The 16,531-nt window shown below is 65.1% G+C and carries 18 protein-coding genes; 11 read left to right on the top strand and 7 right to left on the bottom strand.

From position 1 onward, the window contains the following. Nucleotides 1-31: 31 nt before the first annotated feature. The 9 genes from rpoZ (at nt 32) to C7T96_RS16880 (ending at nt 8,148) form a co-directional block, all read left to right on the top strand. Complete coding sequence (gene rpoZ / locus C7T96_RS16920) at nt 32-436, top strand: DNA-directed RNA polymerase subunit omega (protein WP_106572421.1); 405 nt, start codon at nt 32-34, stop codon at nt 434-436. 103 nt (nt 437-539) lie between these two features. Beyond that, nucleotides 540-2,783: a bifunctional (p)ppGpp synthetase/guanosine-3',5'-bis(diphosphate) 3'-pyrophosphohydrolase gene (locus C7T96_RS16915; RefSeq protein WP_106572420.1), complete on the top strand. Its 2,244-nt coding sequence runs from the start codon at nt 540-542 to the stop codon at nt 2,781-2,783. Between the two features lie 231 nt (nt 2,784-3,014). Continuing rightward, complete coding sequence (locus C7T96_RS16910) at nt 3,015-3,575, top strand: DUF2062 domain-containing protein (RefSeq protein ID WP_338036292.1); 561 nt, start codon at nt 3,015-3,017, stop codon at nt 3,573-3,575. After that, complete coding sequence (gene acpS / locus C7T96_RS16905) at nt 3,572-3,973, top strand: holo-ACP synthase (RefSeq protein ID WP_106572418.1); 402 nt, start codon at nt 3,572-3,574, stop codon at nt 3,971-3,973. The genes C7T96_RS16910 and acpS overlap by 4 nt, the downstream gene beginning before the upstream one ends. A gap of 100 nt (nt 3,974-4,073) precedes the next feature. Beyond that, the gene (gene lepB / locus C7T96_RS16900; protein WP_106572417.1) at nt 4,074-4,820 is read left to right on the top strand and encodes a signal peptidase I; all 747 of its coding nucleotides are present in this window, start codon (nt 4,074-4,076) and stop codon (nt 4,818-4,820) included. Next, on the top strand, nt 4,817-5,539 hold the full coding sequence (gene rnc, locus C7T96_RS16895) for a ribonuclease III (protein ID WP_106572416.1): 723 nt from the start codon (nt 4,817-4,819) through the stop codon (nt 5,537-5,539). The genes lepB and rnc overlap by 4 nt, the downstream gene beginning before the upstream one ends. After that, nucleotides 5,536-6,456, top strand: a complete 921-nt coding sequence (gene era, locus C7T96_RS16890) for a GTPase Era (protein WP_238719727.1) — start codon at nt 5,536-5,538, stop codon at nt 6,454-6,456. The genes rnc and era overlap by 4 nt, the downstream gene beginning before the upstream one ends. A gap of 414 nt (nt 6,457-6,870) precedes the next feature. Next, the gene (gene recO, locus C7T96_RS16885) at nt 6,871-7,629 is read left to right on the top strand and encodes a DNA repair protein RecO (protein WP_106572414.1); all 759 of its coding nucleotides are present in this window, start codon (nt 6,871-6,873) and stop codon (nt 7,627-7,629) included. Continuing rightward, nucleotides 7,630-8,148: a PaaI family thioesterase gene (locus tag C7T96_RS16880; protein WP_106572413.1), complete on the top strand. Its 519-nt coding sequence runs from the start codon at nt 7,630-7,632 to the stop codon at nt 8,146-8,148. A gap of 3 nt (nt 8,149-8,151) precedes the next feature. Here the strand turns inward: C7T96_RS16880 and C7T96_RS16875 are convergent, their stop codons facing one another. After that, complete coding sequence (locus C7T96_RS16875) at nt 8,152-9,390, bottom strand: MFS transporter (RefSeq protein WP_106572412.1); 1,239 nt, start codon at nt 9,388-9,390, stop codon at nt 8,152-8,154. A 133-nt stretch (nt 9,391-9,523) separates the two neighbouring features. Next, a complete protein-coding gene (locus tag C7T96_RS16870) occupies nt 9,524-10,351 on the bottom strand; it encodes a mechanosensitive ion channel domain-containing protein (RefSeq protein WP_106572484.1) in 828 nt (275 codons plus the stop codon). Nucleotides 10,352-10,655: 304 nt separating this feature from the next. Between C7T96_RS16870 and C7T96_RS16865 the strand changes: the two genes are divergently transcribed. Together C7T96_RS16865 and C7T96_RS16860 are read left to right on the top strand one after the other, a co-directional pair. After that, nucleotides 10,656-11,756, top strand: a complete 1,101-nt coding sequence (locus C7T96_RS16865) for a GNAT family N-acetyltransferase/peptidase C39 family protein (protein ID WP_106572483.1) — start codon at nt 10,656-10,658, stop codon at nt 11,754-11,756. Then, on the top strand, nt 11,753-13,207 hold the full coding sequence (locus C7T96_RS16860; RefSeq protein ID WP_106572411.1) for a RimK family protein: 1,455 nt from the start codon (nt 11,753-11,755) through the stop codon (nt 13,205-13,207). The genes C7T96_RS16865 and C7T96_RS16860 overlap by 4 nt, the downstream gene beginning before the upstream one ends. 35 nt (nt 13,208-13,242) lie before the next feature. Here the strand turns inward: C7T96_RS16860 and C7T96_RS16855 are convergent, their stop codons facing one another. The 5 genes from C7T96_RS16855 to C7T96_RS16835 all read right to left on the bottom strand — a co-directional run bounded on the left by C7T96_RS16855 (nt 13,243) and on the right by C7T96_RS16835 (nt 16,452). Then, nucleotides 13,243-13,803, bottom strand: a complete 561-nt coding sequence (locus C7T96_RS16855; RefSeq protein ID WP_106572410.1) for an HD family hydrolase — start codon at nt 13,801-13,803, stop codon at nt 13,243-13,245. 32 nt (nt 13,804-13,835) lie between these two features. Then, nucleotides 13,836-14,729, bottom strand: coding sequence for a folate-binding protein YgfZ (locus C7T96_RS16850; RefSeq protein WP_106572409.1), 894 nt, complete (start codon nt 14,727-14,729; stop codon nt 13,836-13,838). A gap of 100 nt (nt 14,730-14,829) precedes the next feature. Beyond that, the gene (locus C7T96_RS16845) at nt 14,830-15,258 is read right to left on the bottom strand and encodes a hypothetical protein (protein WP_106572408.1); all 429 of its coding nucleotides are present in this window, start codon (nt 15,256-15,258) and stop codon (nt 14,830-14,832) included. 62 nt (nt 15,259-15,320) lie between these two features. Further along, entirely contained in the window at nt 15,321-16,151 is an 831-nt protein-coding gene (locus C7T96_RS16840) for a hypothetical protein (protein ID WP_106572407.1), read from the bottom strand. 43 nt (nt 16,152-16,194) lie between these two features. Further along, the gene (locus C7T96_RS16835; protein ID WP_106572406.1) at nt 16,195-16,452 is read right to left on the bottom strand and encodes a hypothetical protein; all 258 of its coding nucleotides are present in this window, start codon (nt 16,450-16,452) and stop codon (nt 16,195-16,197) included. Nucleotides 16,453-16,531: the final 79 nt, after the last annotated feature.

Genomic DNA, 16,531 nt, shown 5'->3' with positions numbered 1-16,531 from the left:
TCCCGAACAATCGAAGCTGAAAGGGGCATTGATGGCCCGCGTCACCGTTGAAGACTGTATCGATAAGGTCGAAAACCGTTTCGAGCTGGTACTCCTGTCCGGTCACCGCGCTCGGCAGATTTCCCAGGGCGCGGCGATCACGGTCGATCGCGACAACGACAAGAACCCTGTCGTGGCGCTGCGCGAGATCGCCGACCAGACGCTGTCGCCCGGCGATCTGAAGGAAGACCTGATCCACTCCCTGCAAAAGCATGTCGAGGTCGACGAGCCCGAGGCGGACGAGCCGGCCGTGATCGAGCAGGACGAGGCCGCGTCGCCGATCGCCGAGGCGGCGCCGAGCGAGGACGAGCCGGTTTCCTTCGACCGGATGAGCGAAGAAGAGCTTCTGGCCGGCATCGAAGGCCTGGTTCCGCCGGAGAAAAGCGACGATTTCTGATGGCGAGGCGTCTTGCCCCCTACCGGGGGCGGCCGCTCGTGTATAATTATGACATGCGCCGTGTCGCCGCGGCGCATGTTTCGTTTGCGGAGCCGGCCTGACGATGATGCGCCAGTATGAGCTTGTCGAGCGTGTGCAGCGCTACAAGCCCGACGTCAACGAGGCGCTTCTGAACAAGGCCTATGTCTATGCCATGCAAAAGCATGGCCACCAGAAGCGTGCCTCCGGCGACCCGTATTTTTCGCATCCGCTCGAGGTCGCCGCGATTCTGGTCGACATGCATCTCGACGAATCGACCATCGCCGTTGCCCTGCTGCACGACACGATCGAGGACACCACCGCCACACGTCAGGAAATCGACGAGCTGTTCGGCAAGGACATGGGCAAGCTGGTCGACGGTCTGACCAAGCTCAAGAAGCTCGACCTCGTTTCCAAGAAGGCCGAGCAGGCGGAAAATCTGCGCAAGCTGTTGCTGGCCATCTCCGAAGACGTGCGCGTGCTGCTGGTCAAGCTGGCCGACCGGCTGCACAATATGCGCACGCTTGACCACGTGCCGGAGCACAAGCGCCTGCGCATTGCCGAGGAAACCATGGACATCTATGCCCCGCTGGCCGGGCGCATGGGCATGCAGGACATGCGCGAGGAGCTCGAGGAACTCGCCTTCAAGCATATCAATCCGGGCGGCTATCGGGCGGTGACCGAGCGCCTTACGGAAATCTTCGAGCGCAATCGCGGCGTCATCGGCGAGATCGAGTCCGCCCTGTCGGCGCTGTTTGCCGAATACGACATCAAGGCGGAGGTGAAGAGCCGCCAGAAAAAGCCCTGGTCGGTGTTTCGCAAGATGGAGACCAAGGCGCTTTCCTTCGAGCAGCTTTCCGACATTTTCGGCTTTCGTGTGCTGGTCGACGGCGTGGAGGATTGTTACAGGGCGCTGTGCGCCATCCACACCACCTGGTCGATGGTGCCCGGCCGCTTCAAGGATTACATCTCGACGCCGAAGCAGAACGACTATCGCTCCATCCACACCACCATCGTCGGGCCCTCTCGCCAGCGCGTGGAACTGCAGATCCGCACCTACGCCATGGACCGGGTCGCAGAATATGGCGTCGCGGCCCATTCCATCTACAAGGATCTCGGCAGTAAGCCGAACGGCGCCGGCCATGCGATCTCCACCGAGACGAACGCCTATGCCTGGCTCCGCCGCACCATCGAGGCGTTGTCGGAAGGCGACAATCCCGAGGAATTTCTGGAAAATACCCGGCTGGAGATGTTCCAGGACCAGGTGTTCTGCTTCACGCCCAAGGGCAAGCTGATCGCCCTGCCGCGCGGCGCGACACCGATCGATTTCGCCTACGCCGTCCACACCGATGTCGGAGACACCTGTGTGGGCGCCAAGGTCAACGGCCGCATCATGCCGTTGATGACGGAGCTCAAGAACGGCGACGAGGTCGACATCATCCGTTCCAAAGCGCAGGTGCCACCGGCGGCCTGGGAACAGGTGGTCGTCACCGGCAAGGCGCGCTCGGCCATCAGGCGCGCCACGCGCGCCGCGATCCGCAAGCAATATTCCGGCCTCGGCACGCGCATCCTCGAACGGGCCTTCGAGCGGGCCGGCCACACCTATTCGCGCGATCAGTTGAAGCCGGTGCTGCACCGCCTGGCGCGCAAGGACATCGAGGACGTGGTTGCGGCGGTCGGACGCGGCGAGTTGTCCTCGCCCGACGTGCTGCGCGCCGTGTTTCCCGACTACAAGGACGAGCGCGTGACCGCGGCGCCGCGCCCGCGCGAGGAAGGCTGGTTCAACCTGCGCAACGCCGCCGGCATGCTGTTCAAGATTCCCGGCCGGTCGGCCAAGAAGGAGGACGCGCAGAAGCGCAAGAAAAAGCTCTCCGAGGACGGCGCCCTGCCGATTCGCGGCGTCGCCGGCGACCTTCCCGTGCGTTTCGCTCCCGAGGGCGCGGTTCCGGGCGACCGCATCGTCGGCATCATGCAGCCGGGCTCCGGCATCACCATCTACCCGATCCAGTCGCCTTCGCTGACCGCCTTCGACGACCAGCCGGAGCGTTGGATCGACGTGCGCTGGGATATCCTCGAAGGCACCAATGAACGCTTTCCCGCGCGCATTTCGGTCACCGCGATCAACGAGCCGGGGTCGTTGGCCGAAATCGCCCAAGTGATCGCCTCCAACGATGCCAACATCCACAAATTGTCGATGGTGCGCACCGCCCCCGATTTCACCGAAATGGTGTTCGATCTCGAGGTTTGGGACCTCAAACATCTCAACCGGCTGCTCGGGCAGTTGCGCGACACGCCGTCCGTCAGCGAAGGACATCGTGTCAACGGCTAGGGTGATTGCGCCCGACGACGAACCGCACAGGGAGCGCGTGCCGGCGCTGTGACGGATATCGATGTTGGCGATGCCACATTGCGGGGCTATATCTTTGTTAAGCGGGTGATGGGATGGTTGCCTGGCCGGGTTGGGCCCGGCGGCGGCGTTCGGACATGGTTCCGATCCCGATTTCCGCGAACGAGCCGGGGTGGTTGATCGATGTTGTTTCGGCGTAGAAAGCCGGCGGACATGTGGGAGCGAACACGCACATTCGTGTGGCCGCGTCGCTCTTTCTGGCGCTCGGCCCAATACTACGTCAAACGCGTCCTGCGCCTTAATGCGACGCCGCACGCCATCGCCGCCGGCATCGCCTCGGGCGTGTTCGTCTCCTTCCTGCCCTTTCTCGGGTTTCATTTCGTTTTCGCCGCCGTGTTCGCCTGGCTTCTCGCCGGCAATTTGCTTGCCTCGGCGATCGGAACCGCCATCGGCAATCCGATCACCTTTCCGCTTATCTGGGCCAGCACCTTCGAATTCGGCAGCTTCCTTCTCGGCAGCGGTCAGCCCGGAGCCTCGGCGACGATCCATTTCGGGCGCATGCTGCGCCATCTCGAATTTTCCCAGCTCTGGGACCCGCTCCTGAAACCGATGACGGCCGGCGGCATCCCGCTCGGCATGGCATTCGCGCTCGGTTTTTACCTTGTGACCCGCTGGGGCGTGGCCGCCTTTCGGCGCCAGCGCCAGCGTCGCCTCGCCGAGCGGGCCATGCGCCGCGCCGTACGGCCGGCCGACGGGGCGGTTGCGCGCGGATGATTGTCGGTCTCGGGTCCGATCTGATCGACATCCGTCGCATCGAACGCTCGCTCGCGCGCTACGGACGACGCTTCACGCAGCGCATCTTCACCGAGACCGAGCGAACGAAATCGGAGGGGCGCAAACACCGCGCGGCTTCCTACGCCAAGCGCTTCGCGGCCAAGGAGGCCTGCGCCAAGGCGCTGGGGACGGGGATCGCGGAGGGGGTGTTCTGGAACGAGATGGGCGTGGTCAATCTCGACGGCGGCCGCCCGACCATGGAGCTTACCGGCGGCGCGGCGGCGCGGCTGCGCATGATTTTGCCACCGGGCCACGAGGCGCGGATCCACCTCACCATCACCGACGACCATCCGTTGGCCCAGGCGTTCGTGATCATCGAGGCGGTTCGTGCCGAATAAGTGCCACGATCGCGATGTTTGCCGCAGGCGGCCGGGCAATGCCGTTGCTCCGCGCCGCGCAAGCCGATAAGACCGGTCGGCTGACTGATTTGAGGACAAAATGAGCGTGGCTGACAAATCGCGGAAAAAATCTGGCGGGCTGGGCGAGACTGTCAACGTCATCGTCCAGGCGCTGCTGTTGGCCCTGGTGATCAGGACATTTCTGTTTCAGCCGTTTTCGATTCCGTCCGGGTCGATGCGCCCGACGCTTCTGGAGGGCGACTATCTCTTCGTGACCAAATGGGCCTATGGCTATTCTAGGCATTCGCTGCCGTTTTCGCCCGGTCTGTTCGAAGGCCGCATCTGGGACGGTGCGCCCGAGCGCGGCGACGTGGCGGTATTCAAATATCCGCCCAATCCGGCGCTCGACTACATCAAGCGCGTCATTGGCCTGCCGGGCGACCGTATCCAGATGCGCGAGGGTCAACTTTACATCAATGGCGAGCCCGTGGTTCGCGAAAAGACCGGCCAGATCGACAATCCGGACATCACCGAGGTCAACCGCCCGGTCGATGTCTATCGCGAGACCCTGCCCAACGGCGTCTCCTACGATACGCTGGACGTGACGCCGAACGGCATCAGCGACGACACGCGCGAATTCGTCGTGCCGGACGGACATTATTTCATGATGGGCGACAATCGCGACAATTCCGCCGACAGCCGCGTGTTCGGCTTCGTGCCGGAGGAAAATCTGGTCGGCCGCGCCAACATCATCTTCTTTTCCATCTCCGGCGGCGCCAGCCCGCTCGAGATTTGGAAATGGCCGAGCCAGATTCGCCCGACGCGCCTGTTCAACATGATCAGATGACGGCCAGAAAACGCTTTTCCGGGCCGGCGTTGGTCGACGCGCTGCGTGAGCGCACAGGGTATGCTTTCAACGATCTCGAGCGGCTCGAGCGCGCGCTGACGCATTCGAGCGCCCGGCGCCGGTCAGGTGCGGATTACGAACGGCTCGAATTTCTCGGCGACCGCGTGCTCGGGCTGGTCGTGGCCGATCTTCTGTTTCACGCCTTCCCCGGCGCGCCCGAGGGGGAACTGGCGCTTCGGCTCAACGCGCTGGTCAGCGGCGAGGCCTGCGCCGAGGTCGCCGAGGAGATCGGCCTGGCCGATTTCATCCGCGCCGAATCGGGGCTCAAATCCGCGTCGGGGCGCAAGGGGCGCAGCACCCGCGCCGACGTCATGGAAGCGCTGATCGCCGCGATCTATCTCGACGGCGGGCTCGATGCTGTGCGGCCCTTCATCCTGAGATATTGGGAGCCGCGCAGCCGCAAGGCGCAAGGGGCTGAGCGCGATGCCAAGACCGCGTTGCAGGAATGGGCCCACCAGGCCGCAGGCACGACGCCGGCCTACCAGCTTGACGGCCGCGAAGGCCCCGATCACGAGCCGCTGTTCACCGTCAGCGTCAGGGTCGGCGACCTTGCCCCGGCCAGGGGCAGCGGCCGCGCCAAGCGCGAGGCGGAGCAGGCCGCGGCTGCCGCGATGCTGGTGCGCGAGGGCGTATGGGAAAAGACGGAACCGGCACAGTGACCGAAAACACCGAACGCACCGGCACGTCGACGCATTCCGGCTTCGTGGCGCTGGTGGGCGCACCGAATGCGGGCAAGTCGACGCTGATCAACCAACTGGTCGGCACCAAGGTTTCGATCGTCACCCATAAGGTGCAAACGACGCGCGCGATCGTGCGCGGCATCGCCATTCACGGCAATGCCCAGATCGTGTTCGTCGACACGCCCGGCATCTTCAAGCCGCGCCGCCGCCTCGACCGGGCGATGGTCAGCACGGCCTGGGGCGGGGCCAGGGACGCCGATATCGTTGTGGTCATGATCGATGCCGAGCGTGGAATCAGAGGCGACGCGGAGGCGCTGCTCGACCGGGTCGGTGAAATCTCGCAACCGATGGTGCTGGTTCTAAACAAGGTCGACCGGGTCAAGCGGGAGACCTTGCTGGCACTGGCCGCGGCTGCGAACGAAAAGGCGGCTTTCTCGCGCACCTTCATGATCTCCGCGCTGACCGGCTCGGGCTGCGACGATCTGCTCGACTACCTCGCCGAAACCCTACCGCAAGGCCCGTGGTATTATCCGCAGGATCAGATTTCGGACCTGCCGATGCGTCAGCTCGCCGCCGAGATCACCCGCGAAAAGCTCTATCTGCGCCTGCATCAGGAACTGCCCTATTCCTCGCATGTCGAAACCGAGACATGGGAGGAAAAGCCGGACGGCTCGGTGCGAATCGAGCAGGTGATCTATGTCGAGCGCGACAGCCAGAAGAAGATCGTGCTCGGTCACAAGGGCGAGACGATCAAGGCGATCGGCAGCGCCGCGCGCAAGGAAATCGCCGAGGTGCTGGAGCAGAAGGTGCACCTGTTCCTGTTCGTCAAAGTGCGCGAGAACTGGGGCGACGACCCGGATCGCTATCGCGAAATGGGGCTCGACTATCCGGGCTGATCGCGCCGGCATCAGTTAATCTATGTTTATGTTAAATTGATCGCCATCGTCCTTTGCCGGCGGCGCGATCGATGACGAGTGAATGGTTTTACCTGGTCCTGACCTGCGTGCTGCTTGCCGTGCTCCGGATTCCCTTCATCTACTGTCAGGCGACGCATGTGGCTGATTGATGCCGAAGGAATATGTCGAGGACCGCCACGCCGAGGTGCTGGGCTGGATACGCCGCGCCGACCGCGACCATCTCAATCTCGTGGAACAATAGGGCACCTTCGCCGGGCTGGTCGTCGTCGCCCTCCTGGTGCTGGTCGTCTACGCGATCGATCTTCTCGTCAGCTTCGAATGGGCTGCGGCTTCCGTCGATTGACCGGCCCGGCCGGTCTTGCCTTCCGGATGAAATCGGTTCACGCATCGGCAATGGAATGGCGTGACGAGGGCATCATCATCGGTTCGCGCCGGCACGGCGAGACCAGCCTCATTCTGGAGGTGATGACGCGCGCCCATGGCCGACATCTCGGTCTGGTGCGCGGCGGGCGTTCGCGCAAGCAGCAGCCGCTGCTGCAGGCGGGAAACCGTGTCGAACTGGCCTGGCGGGCACGGCTCGACGAGCATCTCGGCACCTATCAGGTCGAGGCGTTGGAACTGAACGCGGCCCGGCTCCTGTCGGGCGCCTGCGCCGTCTACGGTCTGCAGACCCTGTCCGCGCATCTGCGGCTTTTGCCCGAGCGCGACCCGCATCCCCGGCTTTTCGAGACGCTGGGCGTGATCCTGCGGCATCTCGACGACGAGGCCCTGGCGGCCGAACTGATCGTGCGTTTCGAACTGCTGATCCTCGACGAACTCGGTTTCGGGCTCGATTTGTCGCGCTGCGCGGCCACCGGCGCGGTCGAGGATCTGGTCTACGTTTCGCCCAAATCCGGGCGCGCGGTGTCGCGCCTGGCCGGCGAGCCTTATGCCGACCGGCTACTGCCGCTGCCGGCATTCCTGCACGCGCGGGCCGGACGCGGCGGCGATCCCGACGCGGTCGAGGCCGCGTTCCGCCTGACCGGCTATTTTTTCACCCGGCATGTCTACGAGCCGCGCGGCATCGCGCCGCCGCAGACCAGGGCCGGTTTTTTGGCGGCGCTCAGGCGAAGCCGGGCCGCGACGGCTGTCGCAGTGAACGAGGAGACCTGAATGAGCGCGGTGGAACTGTATCCCGGTCACATCTCTCCGCTCGGTGTCGGCACGATCCCGCACGAGGATATCGAAAATCACACCGGGCTGGAGCTTCTGCAGCGTATCGTCGACGGGGCCTATCCCGCGCCGCCGATCGGCGCGACCTTGAATTACGGCCTGGTCGAGGTCTCCGAGGGGCGCGCGGTGTTTCGAGGCGTGCCGAGCGAGCGCCATCTGAACCCGCTCGGCGGCGTCCATGGCGGCTGGGCGGCGACCTTGCTCGATTCGGCCCTGGCCTGTGCTGTACAGACGCTGCTGGCCAAGGGCGAGGCCTACACGACCGCCGAGTTCAAGGTGAACCTGACCCGCCCGATCACGCCCGGGACCGGCGAGGTGGTCTGCGAGGGCGTCGTCGTGCACAAGGGCCGCACGCTGGCGGTTTCCGAAGCCAAGCTTCTTGACGCCAGCGGCAAGCTTCTCGCCTTCGGCACCGAAACCTGCTCGATCTTTCCGGCGCGCAATCTGCGTCCGCGCTGATTTCTATTCGGCCGCGGCCAGTCCTGGCCGCTCGACCGCCTGTTCCCTGATCGGCCAGTGCACGATGGCCGCGAACAGGCCGAGCGCGACACCCAGCCACCACACCGCGTCATAGGAGCCGTAGAGGTCGTAGAGATAGCCGCCCAGCCACACGCCCAGGAACGAGCCGATCTGGTGCGACAGGAAGACGAACCCGCCCAGCATGCCGAGATGGCGGGTGCCGAACATGATGGCGACCAGCGCGTTGGTCGGTGGCACCGTCGACAGCCACAACAGCCCCATGACGATGGCGAACACGACGACGCTCGCCGGCGATTGCGGCAAGAGCAGAAATGCCGTCACCAGCACCGAACGGCCGATATAGATCCAGGCCAGGAAGATCGGCTTGGAATAACGTTGGCCGATGAAGCCGGAGGCGAGCGAACCGATAATGTTGAAAAAGCCGATCAGGGCGAGGGCAATCACCGCGTAGCGGGCCTCGATGCCGATATCGGAAATATAGGCGGGAAAATGCGCGGTGATGAAGGCGACCTGGAAACCGCAGACGAAGAAGCCGGACACCAGAAGCAGATAGCTGTGATGGCCGAAAGCCTCGCGCAGGGCCTGGCCGGTCGTCTGATCGATCTCGGCCTGGCTGTTGCTGCCGCTCGACGAATTGCCGCGCAAAGGAATCGCCAATAGCGGAATGGCCAGCATCATCACGCTCATGACGACCAGCGTGTCGTGCCAGCCGTAGGCGTCGATCAGCCCCTGGCTCAGCGGGGCGAACAGGAACATGCCGGCCGAGCCGGCGGCGGTGCCGATGCCGAAGGCGAGGCTGCGGCCCTCCGGCGGCACATTGCGGGCAAAGGCTGCCAGCACGATGCCGAACGAGCCCGAGGCGACTCCGAGCCCCACCAGCAGGCCACCGCCGATATGCAGCATGGTCGCGCTCTCGGCGCCCGCCATCAGATAGAGCCCGGCGGCATACATCGCGCCTGACAGGGCGAGCACCCGCCAGGTGCCGAATTTGTCGGCAATTGCGCCGAACAGCGGCGTGCCCAGCCCCCAGGCCAGGTTTTGGATCGCCATTGCCAGGCCGAACGTGGTGCGGTCCCAGCCCTTTTCGGCCAGCATGGGCAGTTGAAAAAAACCCATCGCCGAGCGCGGGCCGAAGGTCAGCGCCGCGATCAGGCCGCCGCAAATGATGATGAGCCAGGGCAGGGCGGACCGACTCGCGGCGGGACTGGACGGAATGGCCATGTGGGGAGAGCTCCTGTTCGCATGGATTTTACCGATCGGCCGGGTTCATTCCAGCGAATAGAGCGCGTTATGTAGATCAATTTTTTTGATGAAAGGCGCGGGCGCTTGGTGGCGCGCCCGGCACCGCTAGGGATCAGTCCTTGTCCTGACCGATCAGGTGCACGTCGCGCTGCGGGAAGGGAATCGAAATACCCTTGTCGTCGAAGGCGAGCTTGGCGGCCTTGGTCACGTCGAGCTTGGTCTGGAACCAGTCCGGCGTCTTGGTCCAGTAACGCGCCGTCACCGCCACCGCGCTGTCGCCGAGTTCGCTGACGAACGTGGCCGGTGCCGGTTCCGAAAGCACGCGCTTGTCGCCGTCGATCAGCCCGGCCAGCGTCGCCTGGGCCAGGTCGATGTCGTCGCCGTAACCGATGCCGATCGTCACGTCCGCCCGGCGCAGCGCGTTGCGCGTATAGTTGGTGACCGGCGAATTCCATAATTCGCTGTTGGGGGCCAGCACGAACAGCCCGTCGACCGTCTTCAGCTCGGTCGCGAACAGCCCGATCTCCACGATGGAGCCCGAAACGCTGCCGGCATCGACATATTCGCCGACCCGGAACGGCCTGAGCACCAGCAGCATGATGCCGGCTGCGATGTTCTGCAGGGTGCCCTGCAGGGCAAGGCCGATGGCCAGGCCGGCGGCGCCGAGCGCGGCCAGGATGCTGGCGGTCTGGACGCCGAATTGCGCCAGAACGGCGACGACGGTGATGACCAACACGCCGTAGCGTGCCGTCTTTGACAGGAACTTCTTCAGCGTCTCGTCGAAGCCGCGCACCCCGCCCAGCCCGCGATAGGCCGAGCGTTCGACCACCCCGGCGACGATGAAGCCGGCGATCAGCAGGATCACCGCGCCCAGGACCGAGAAGGAATATTCGACGGCGAGCGCGCCCGCCTGCTCCAGCCCGGCGCCGAGCGCCGCCATCAGGCCGGTTGCGTTTTCTCCGATCGTGTCCATGGGTGTCCTTCGCGACTGTGTGATTTGGCCGGCATTAGACCGGATCGCGTTCCGGCTTGAAAGGCCGCCCGCTACAAAAGCGGCACGCGCCGCCAGGTCGCGCGATACCGGGGTTTCTCGCTTGCGAGCGGCACCGCTCGTCCACAGGTTTCGCCACACTTCCGTCGCAATTCGGGCGCGTTGGCAGTCCTCAGCCTGCGCCGCATGACGACCCGGTGCAGGCGGCTCCAAGGGCGGAGCCACCGGGTCGCCCATGGATCAAGACGCAGGCATGTCTTCGCGCGTTCGCCCGGCCGTTGGCGCCGATATCGATGCACTGGTGGCTATCGAGCAGGCCGCTTTTGCGGGCGATCGGATATCGCGCCGTTCCTTTCGCCAGTTGATCGAACGCGAGACCGCGGCCGCCTTTGTCGCCGAGGTGGCAGGACGCGTCGCCGGTTATGCGATGGTGCTGTTTCGCAAGGGGAGCGGCGTTGCCAGGCTCTATTCGATCGCGCGGGCCTCCGATCGGCCCGGGCTTGGGCCGCTGCTGCTCCAGACGGCGGAAAACGCGGCCTATGACCGCGAAAGGCTCCTCCTGCGGCTCGAGGTGCGCGAGGACAATCACCGGGCGATCGCACTCTACAGGCAGAACGGCTATCGCCGCATCGGCCGCGAACCCGGCTATTATCATGACGGCATTGCGGCGCTGCGTTTCGAAAAGACGCTGCGCGGCGCGCATCCGCCGGTAACCGGCGTTCCCTATTACCGGCAGAGCTGGGACTTCACCTGTGGGCCGTGCTGCCTGATGATGGCCGCCGGCCATTTTCTGCCCGGCTACGAGGCCGACCACACCGCCGAACTGCGGCTGTGGCGCCAGGCGACGACGGTGTTCATGATGTCGGGCGCCGGCGGCTGCGAACCGTTCGGCCTGGCGGTGGCCGCGCACGATGTCGGCCTGTCTGCCGAAATTTTCGTGTCGGCCGTCGGTCCGCTTTTCCTGCAATCCGTGCGCAGCCACGAAAAGCGCTCGGTGATGGAAGTGGCCCAGGCCGATTTCCGCCGGCGCGCCGCGGCCCTCGACATTCCCACGCACACGCGCGCCTTTTCGCTGGACGATATCCGCGCCTGTCTGTCGGGCGGCGGTCTCGCGATGGTGCTGGTGAGCGGGTATCTGATGTTCGGCCAGAAGGTGCCGCACTGGGTGCTTGTCATCGCCGACGATGGCACGCATGTCACGATCCACGATCCCTGGGTCGAGGACGAGCGCGGCGAAACCATGACCGACGCGGCCGGCATCCCCGTGCCCTACGCGATTTTCATGCGCATGGCGCAGTTCGGCAGCGACGGGTTGCGCGCCGCGGTGATGCTCAAACGGCACGAGGAACGATGAGCTGGGTCATTCTCACGGGCAGGCGCAACGACCTCGGCCCGGCCGCCACGCCGCACAAGATCATCACCAACCGCGATTACCTCGCCCATCCGGCGCTGTTTCGCGGCCAGCGGCCGAAGGTCATCAACCTGTCGAACAGCTATGCCTATCAAAGCCGCGGCTACTACGCCTCGTTGCTCGCTTCCTCGCGGGGGCATCGCGTAATCCCCTCGGTCGAGACGATCATCGACCTGTCGGAGCGCAAGCTCTACGAAAACGCGCTGCCGGAACTCGAACAGGCGCTGAATCGGTGCCGCAAGGAGCTCGGCGGCATGGTGCCGGCGCGACTGACGGTGTTCTTCGGGATCGCGCCGACCAAGGCGACCGACCGCTTCGCGCGCCTGCTGTTCGATTGGTTTCGGGCGCCGGCGCTCGAGGTGACGATCGAGGATCGTGCCGGCTGGGCGGCGATCCGCAAGATCGGCTTTCTGCCGCTGGCCCGCATGAAGCCGGACGAGCAGGCGCGCTTCGTCGCCTGCCTGGCCACTTATACCGGCCGTGAGTGGCGCGAGACGAAATCGCGGACGGTGGCGCGCTACACGTTCGCCACGCTGATCGACCCCAACGAGGAGCTGCCGCCCTCGCAGGTGGCCTCGTTGCGCCACTGGGCGAGGGTGGCCGCCAGGATGGGGGTCGAGGTCGAGCCGGTGACGAAGAAGGATCTGGCTCGTCTTGCCAACTATGATGCGCTGTTCATCCGCGAGACGACGGCAATCTCCAACCACACCTACCGTTTCGCCCGGCGCGCCCAGCAGGAGGGCATGCCGGTCATCGACGACCCGTTGTCGATGATCCGCTGCACCAACAAGGTCTATCTCAACGAGCTGATGGAGCTCAACAAAGTACCGGTGCCGCCGACGGTGATGATCGCAAGCCTCGCCGATCTCGACACCGCCGCGAGCCGGCTCGGCTTTCCGCTGGTGCTGAAGATCCCTGACGGCGCCTTTTCGCGCGGGGTGAAAAAGGCGGCCGACGAGCGTGCGCTCAAGGAGCTTGCCGGCCATTGGCTGCGCGAATCCGACCTTCTGATCGCGCAGAAATTTCTGCCGACCGAGTTCGACTGGCGCATTGGCGTGCTCGGCGGCAAGCCTCTGTTCGCGGTCCAGTATCTGATGGCGAAAAAACACTGGCAGATTGTCAATCACGACCGCAGGGGCAAACCCGTTCAGGGCGGGTTCAAGGCCTTCACCCTGCGCGACACGCCCGCCGGCGTGATCGATGTCGCCGTGCGCGCGGCGCGCTGCATCGGCGACGGGCTCTACGGTGTCGACCTCAAGGAAACGCCGGACGGCGTGTTCGTCATCGAGGTCAACGACAATCCCAATCTCGACCATGGCTGCGAGGACGCCGGCGAGAAGGACGCAGTCTGGACGCGTCTGACGCAGTGGTTTCTCGATCGGTTGGAGCGATAGGCCAGGTTCCGGATCGTGGCAGCGTGCCGCTGGCTTCAGCCGGCCTCGATCGCCTCGAAACGCGCCACGAACGCGCGTTGCGCTTCGCTTGCCGGTTTCGGCGCGAGGTCGAGCATGGCGGCCGTAAAGCCGCGCGGCCGGCCGAAAAACTTCGCCGCCTCGCTTTCGGAAAACCCCGCCAGTTCCGTCGCCTCGAAATAGGCGGCGATCTGGTCGGCGCGCTTGATGGCTTTTCTCAGCGTCTCGGGCAGTTTCGCCGGCAGGCCGTAGCGCAGATGAATAGCCGCCTGGATGCGGTTCTCCACCTCCTTGTAGCCGCCGCCCACGACGGCCTTGAACGGCGAGATCATGTCGCCGATCACATATTCGGCGCCGTCATGCAGCAGGGCGGCCAGGCGCGGGCTGCGCCCCTGCCGGCCAGGGGTCTGGGCGAGGATCGCTTCCACCAGCAGCGAGTGCTGCGCCACCGAAAAGGCGTGGTCGCCGTGGGTCTGCCCGTTCCAGCGCGCCACGCGCGCCAGCCCGTGGGCGATGTCGACAATCTCGATGTCGAGCGGCGAGGGGTCGAGCAGGTCGAGCCGGCGTCCCGACAGCATACGTTGCCAGGCGCGTCCCGGCGCGCTGGCGGTCACTGCGCGGCTCCATCGGACTTCGGTTCGGGAAAGGAAAAATCCATGCCGGGCGGGATTTCTAGCGTCACCGCGACGTCGCTGGCGCTGATCGCCGTGCCGGCGTCGATCGCCGCCTTGGCCCGGTCGATGCGTACAATCGCCAGGCCGTTTTCGCCGGCCACCGAGCCGAGCGTGCCGATCGCGCGTCCATCGGCGGTCACCGGCGTGCCGGGCGCAGGCAGCGGCGACCGCGCACGTGCGATCAACAGGCGCCGCCGCGCGGTGCCGCGATGTTGCATGCGGCTGACCACTTCCTGGCCGACGAAACAGCCTTTGCGCAGCCCGACCCCGCCGTTCTGGTCGAACAGGACGTCATGCGGAAAGGCGTCGCCGAGCGTGTAGTCGGCGCCGTTTTCGGCCACGCCATGCTCGATCCGCAGCCGCGTCCAGGCCTCTTGCCCGGTGTCAGCCGGCGCGTCGGGCGCGGCGTGGTGATAGCGCCGTACCACAAGTTCTGCGGGGAAGCGGCTGTCGTCGAGCGCGCCTGAATCGGTTTCTAAACCAGGTGACTCAAGACGTGAGCCGTCCGAATCATTTTGCCAGGAAACAAGCACAGGGCATTGATCCTGTTTGGTTATCTCCACCTTGGCGCGAAGCTTGTAAAGCATCAGACGGCGCAGGAAATCGTCCGCGATGTCGGCGCGGCACTCCAGCACGAACCCTTGTTCGCCATCGCGGGCGATCAGGAAGTCGAACAGGATTTTACCCTGCGGGGTCAACAGCGCACCGGGTTTTGCCGCGCCCTGACCCAGCGAGGTCAGATCGGGCGTGACCACGTTCTGGAGCAGGGTTTCGGCGTCGGCACCGGCCACCGTAATCAGGGCGCGGTCGTCAAGACGGATAATCGGCATCAACAAAATCGGCCTGTGATTGAATACCCCGCCTAGGTAGGCCGGGCCGGCCGGAGGGGCAAGGGGAGAGCAGCGGCCCGGCCCGCCGGGGCACGCCCCGCTAGCCGTCGGTTTTGGCGTTGCCGCGTCGGCGCAATTGTGCTGCCAGATTGCGCAGGCGTTCCGCACCCTGGGCGCTGAGCCCGCCGCCGGCATAGTCGCGGCGCACGGCCTGTTCCAGGTCGTCGGCGATCGTGTCGAGCGTCGTGGTGTCGCGCAACGCCGGATCGTGCAGCTCGAACAGGTTGATCCAGCGGTCTGTGCCGCGGCCGAAATGCATCAGCCGATCGAAATAGACGTCCGGGTCGCGCCTGGAAAAGGCACCGGCGATCGCGGCCAGGATGGAAAGCGGGCTCATCACCACGTCGCGCAGCCCGTCGGCGAAGAGTTTTATCTGGAAGACGGCGACGCGGCGAAGCATGCCTGCGCGCGAGCGGCCGCGTTGAAAGCTATGTTCGAAAGGCGGAGCGAGTTGGTCTCGCGCGCTCATCACGGTTCTCCCTCTTGCCTTGTCATATGGGTGCGCCGGCACCGCTTGCAAGGCGCAAGGGCTCAGTCGCCGGCCACGAAAAACACCCAGCGGCCCTCCGGGGTGATGCCGACGCGATAGAAATTATAGCCACCGAAATTCTTCATGTCCTCGTAGTCGCCGGCGGTGACGAGCTCGAACAGTTCCACCCGCTGCGGTGGCGTCAGCGCGTCGAGCGGCATCGAGAAGAAGTAGGGCCAGACATAGATCTCGTTCGGCGTGCCGGCATCGAGATGGACGTAGCCGGCATCCAGAACTTCGAGCAGGATGGCGAGGATTTCCTGGCCGTCGGCATCGCCCGACGCCTGGCGCAAAAAATCGATCGGATCGCCCTCGACGGCGCCGAAGGAAAGCTGGGTGCCCTTCGGGCCCGGACCGATCAGCGGCCTCAACGCCTCCAGGTCGCCGCTGCGGCAGGCCGACATGATCAGCCCGTGCATGCGCCGTACCGGTTCGGGCAGCCGGTCGAGATCGTAGAGGATCTCCGGAAGCGCCTGGTCGTCAGCGGCAGCCTCGGTGCCGTCATCCTCGCCCGGAACCTCCGGTTGCGGTGTCTCCACCGTGTCCGCGGGCGTGTCGGGCAATGGAAAGCGCTCGATCGGGTCGGGCAGGGGAACGGTTTCGACCGGCTGGTCGGCGGGCCCGGCCTCATCGCCCGCATCCTCGGGCGCCGGGTCCGGCATCTCATTGCGTTTGAGTTCGCTGAGCGCCACCTTTGCGCCGACCGTGACTGCGGTCGCGCCGGCCTCGGCTTTTGATGTCGCAAGGCTCATGCCCGCGGCCGCCAGAAGCAGCGCCAGCGCCCATCGCCTTTTCGGTCCGGCCCATGATCGTCCTGTCGATGCGCTCAGCATGCGGTCTGGATCGCCTGGCTTGGTCCTTGTCCCGGACGAGGCGTCAGTGGCAGGAGCGGGAATGTTCGAATTCGCCGCTGACCACTTTTTCGCGAATCTTTTCGATCAGTCCGAGCGCGACATCCTCGTTACAGGATCGCAGCAATTCCTCAAATGCCGTGGTCAGCGCCGCCTCGGCGATGATCTCCGGCTCGATTCCGGCCGAAAGGCCCTCGGCCCAGGCTTCCGTCTGACTTTCGATCGCGGTCAGGCGCTTTTCTTCGCGAATCAGCGCGTCAATCTCGCCGCTGCCGTGTTCCATGTAGCATTCCACCCTTTCAGCGGTGCGCCGAATCGGCTCCGCCGGCCGTCGTCCCTTAATGTCCCGTTAATCTTTTAGC

Source organism: Nitratireductor sp. StC3 (genome assembly GCF_003015025.1).
Lineage (GTDB): Bacteria > Pseudomonadota > Alphaproteobacteria > Rhizobiales > Rhizobiaceae > Mangrovimarina > Mangrovimarina alexandrii.
The sequence above is the reverse complement of the archived record's forward strand: the minus strand, read 5'-3'. Positions and strand labels throughout refer to the sequence as shown.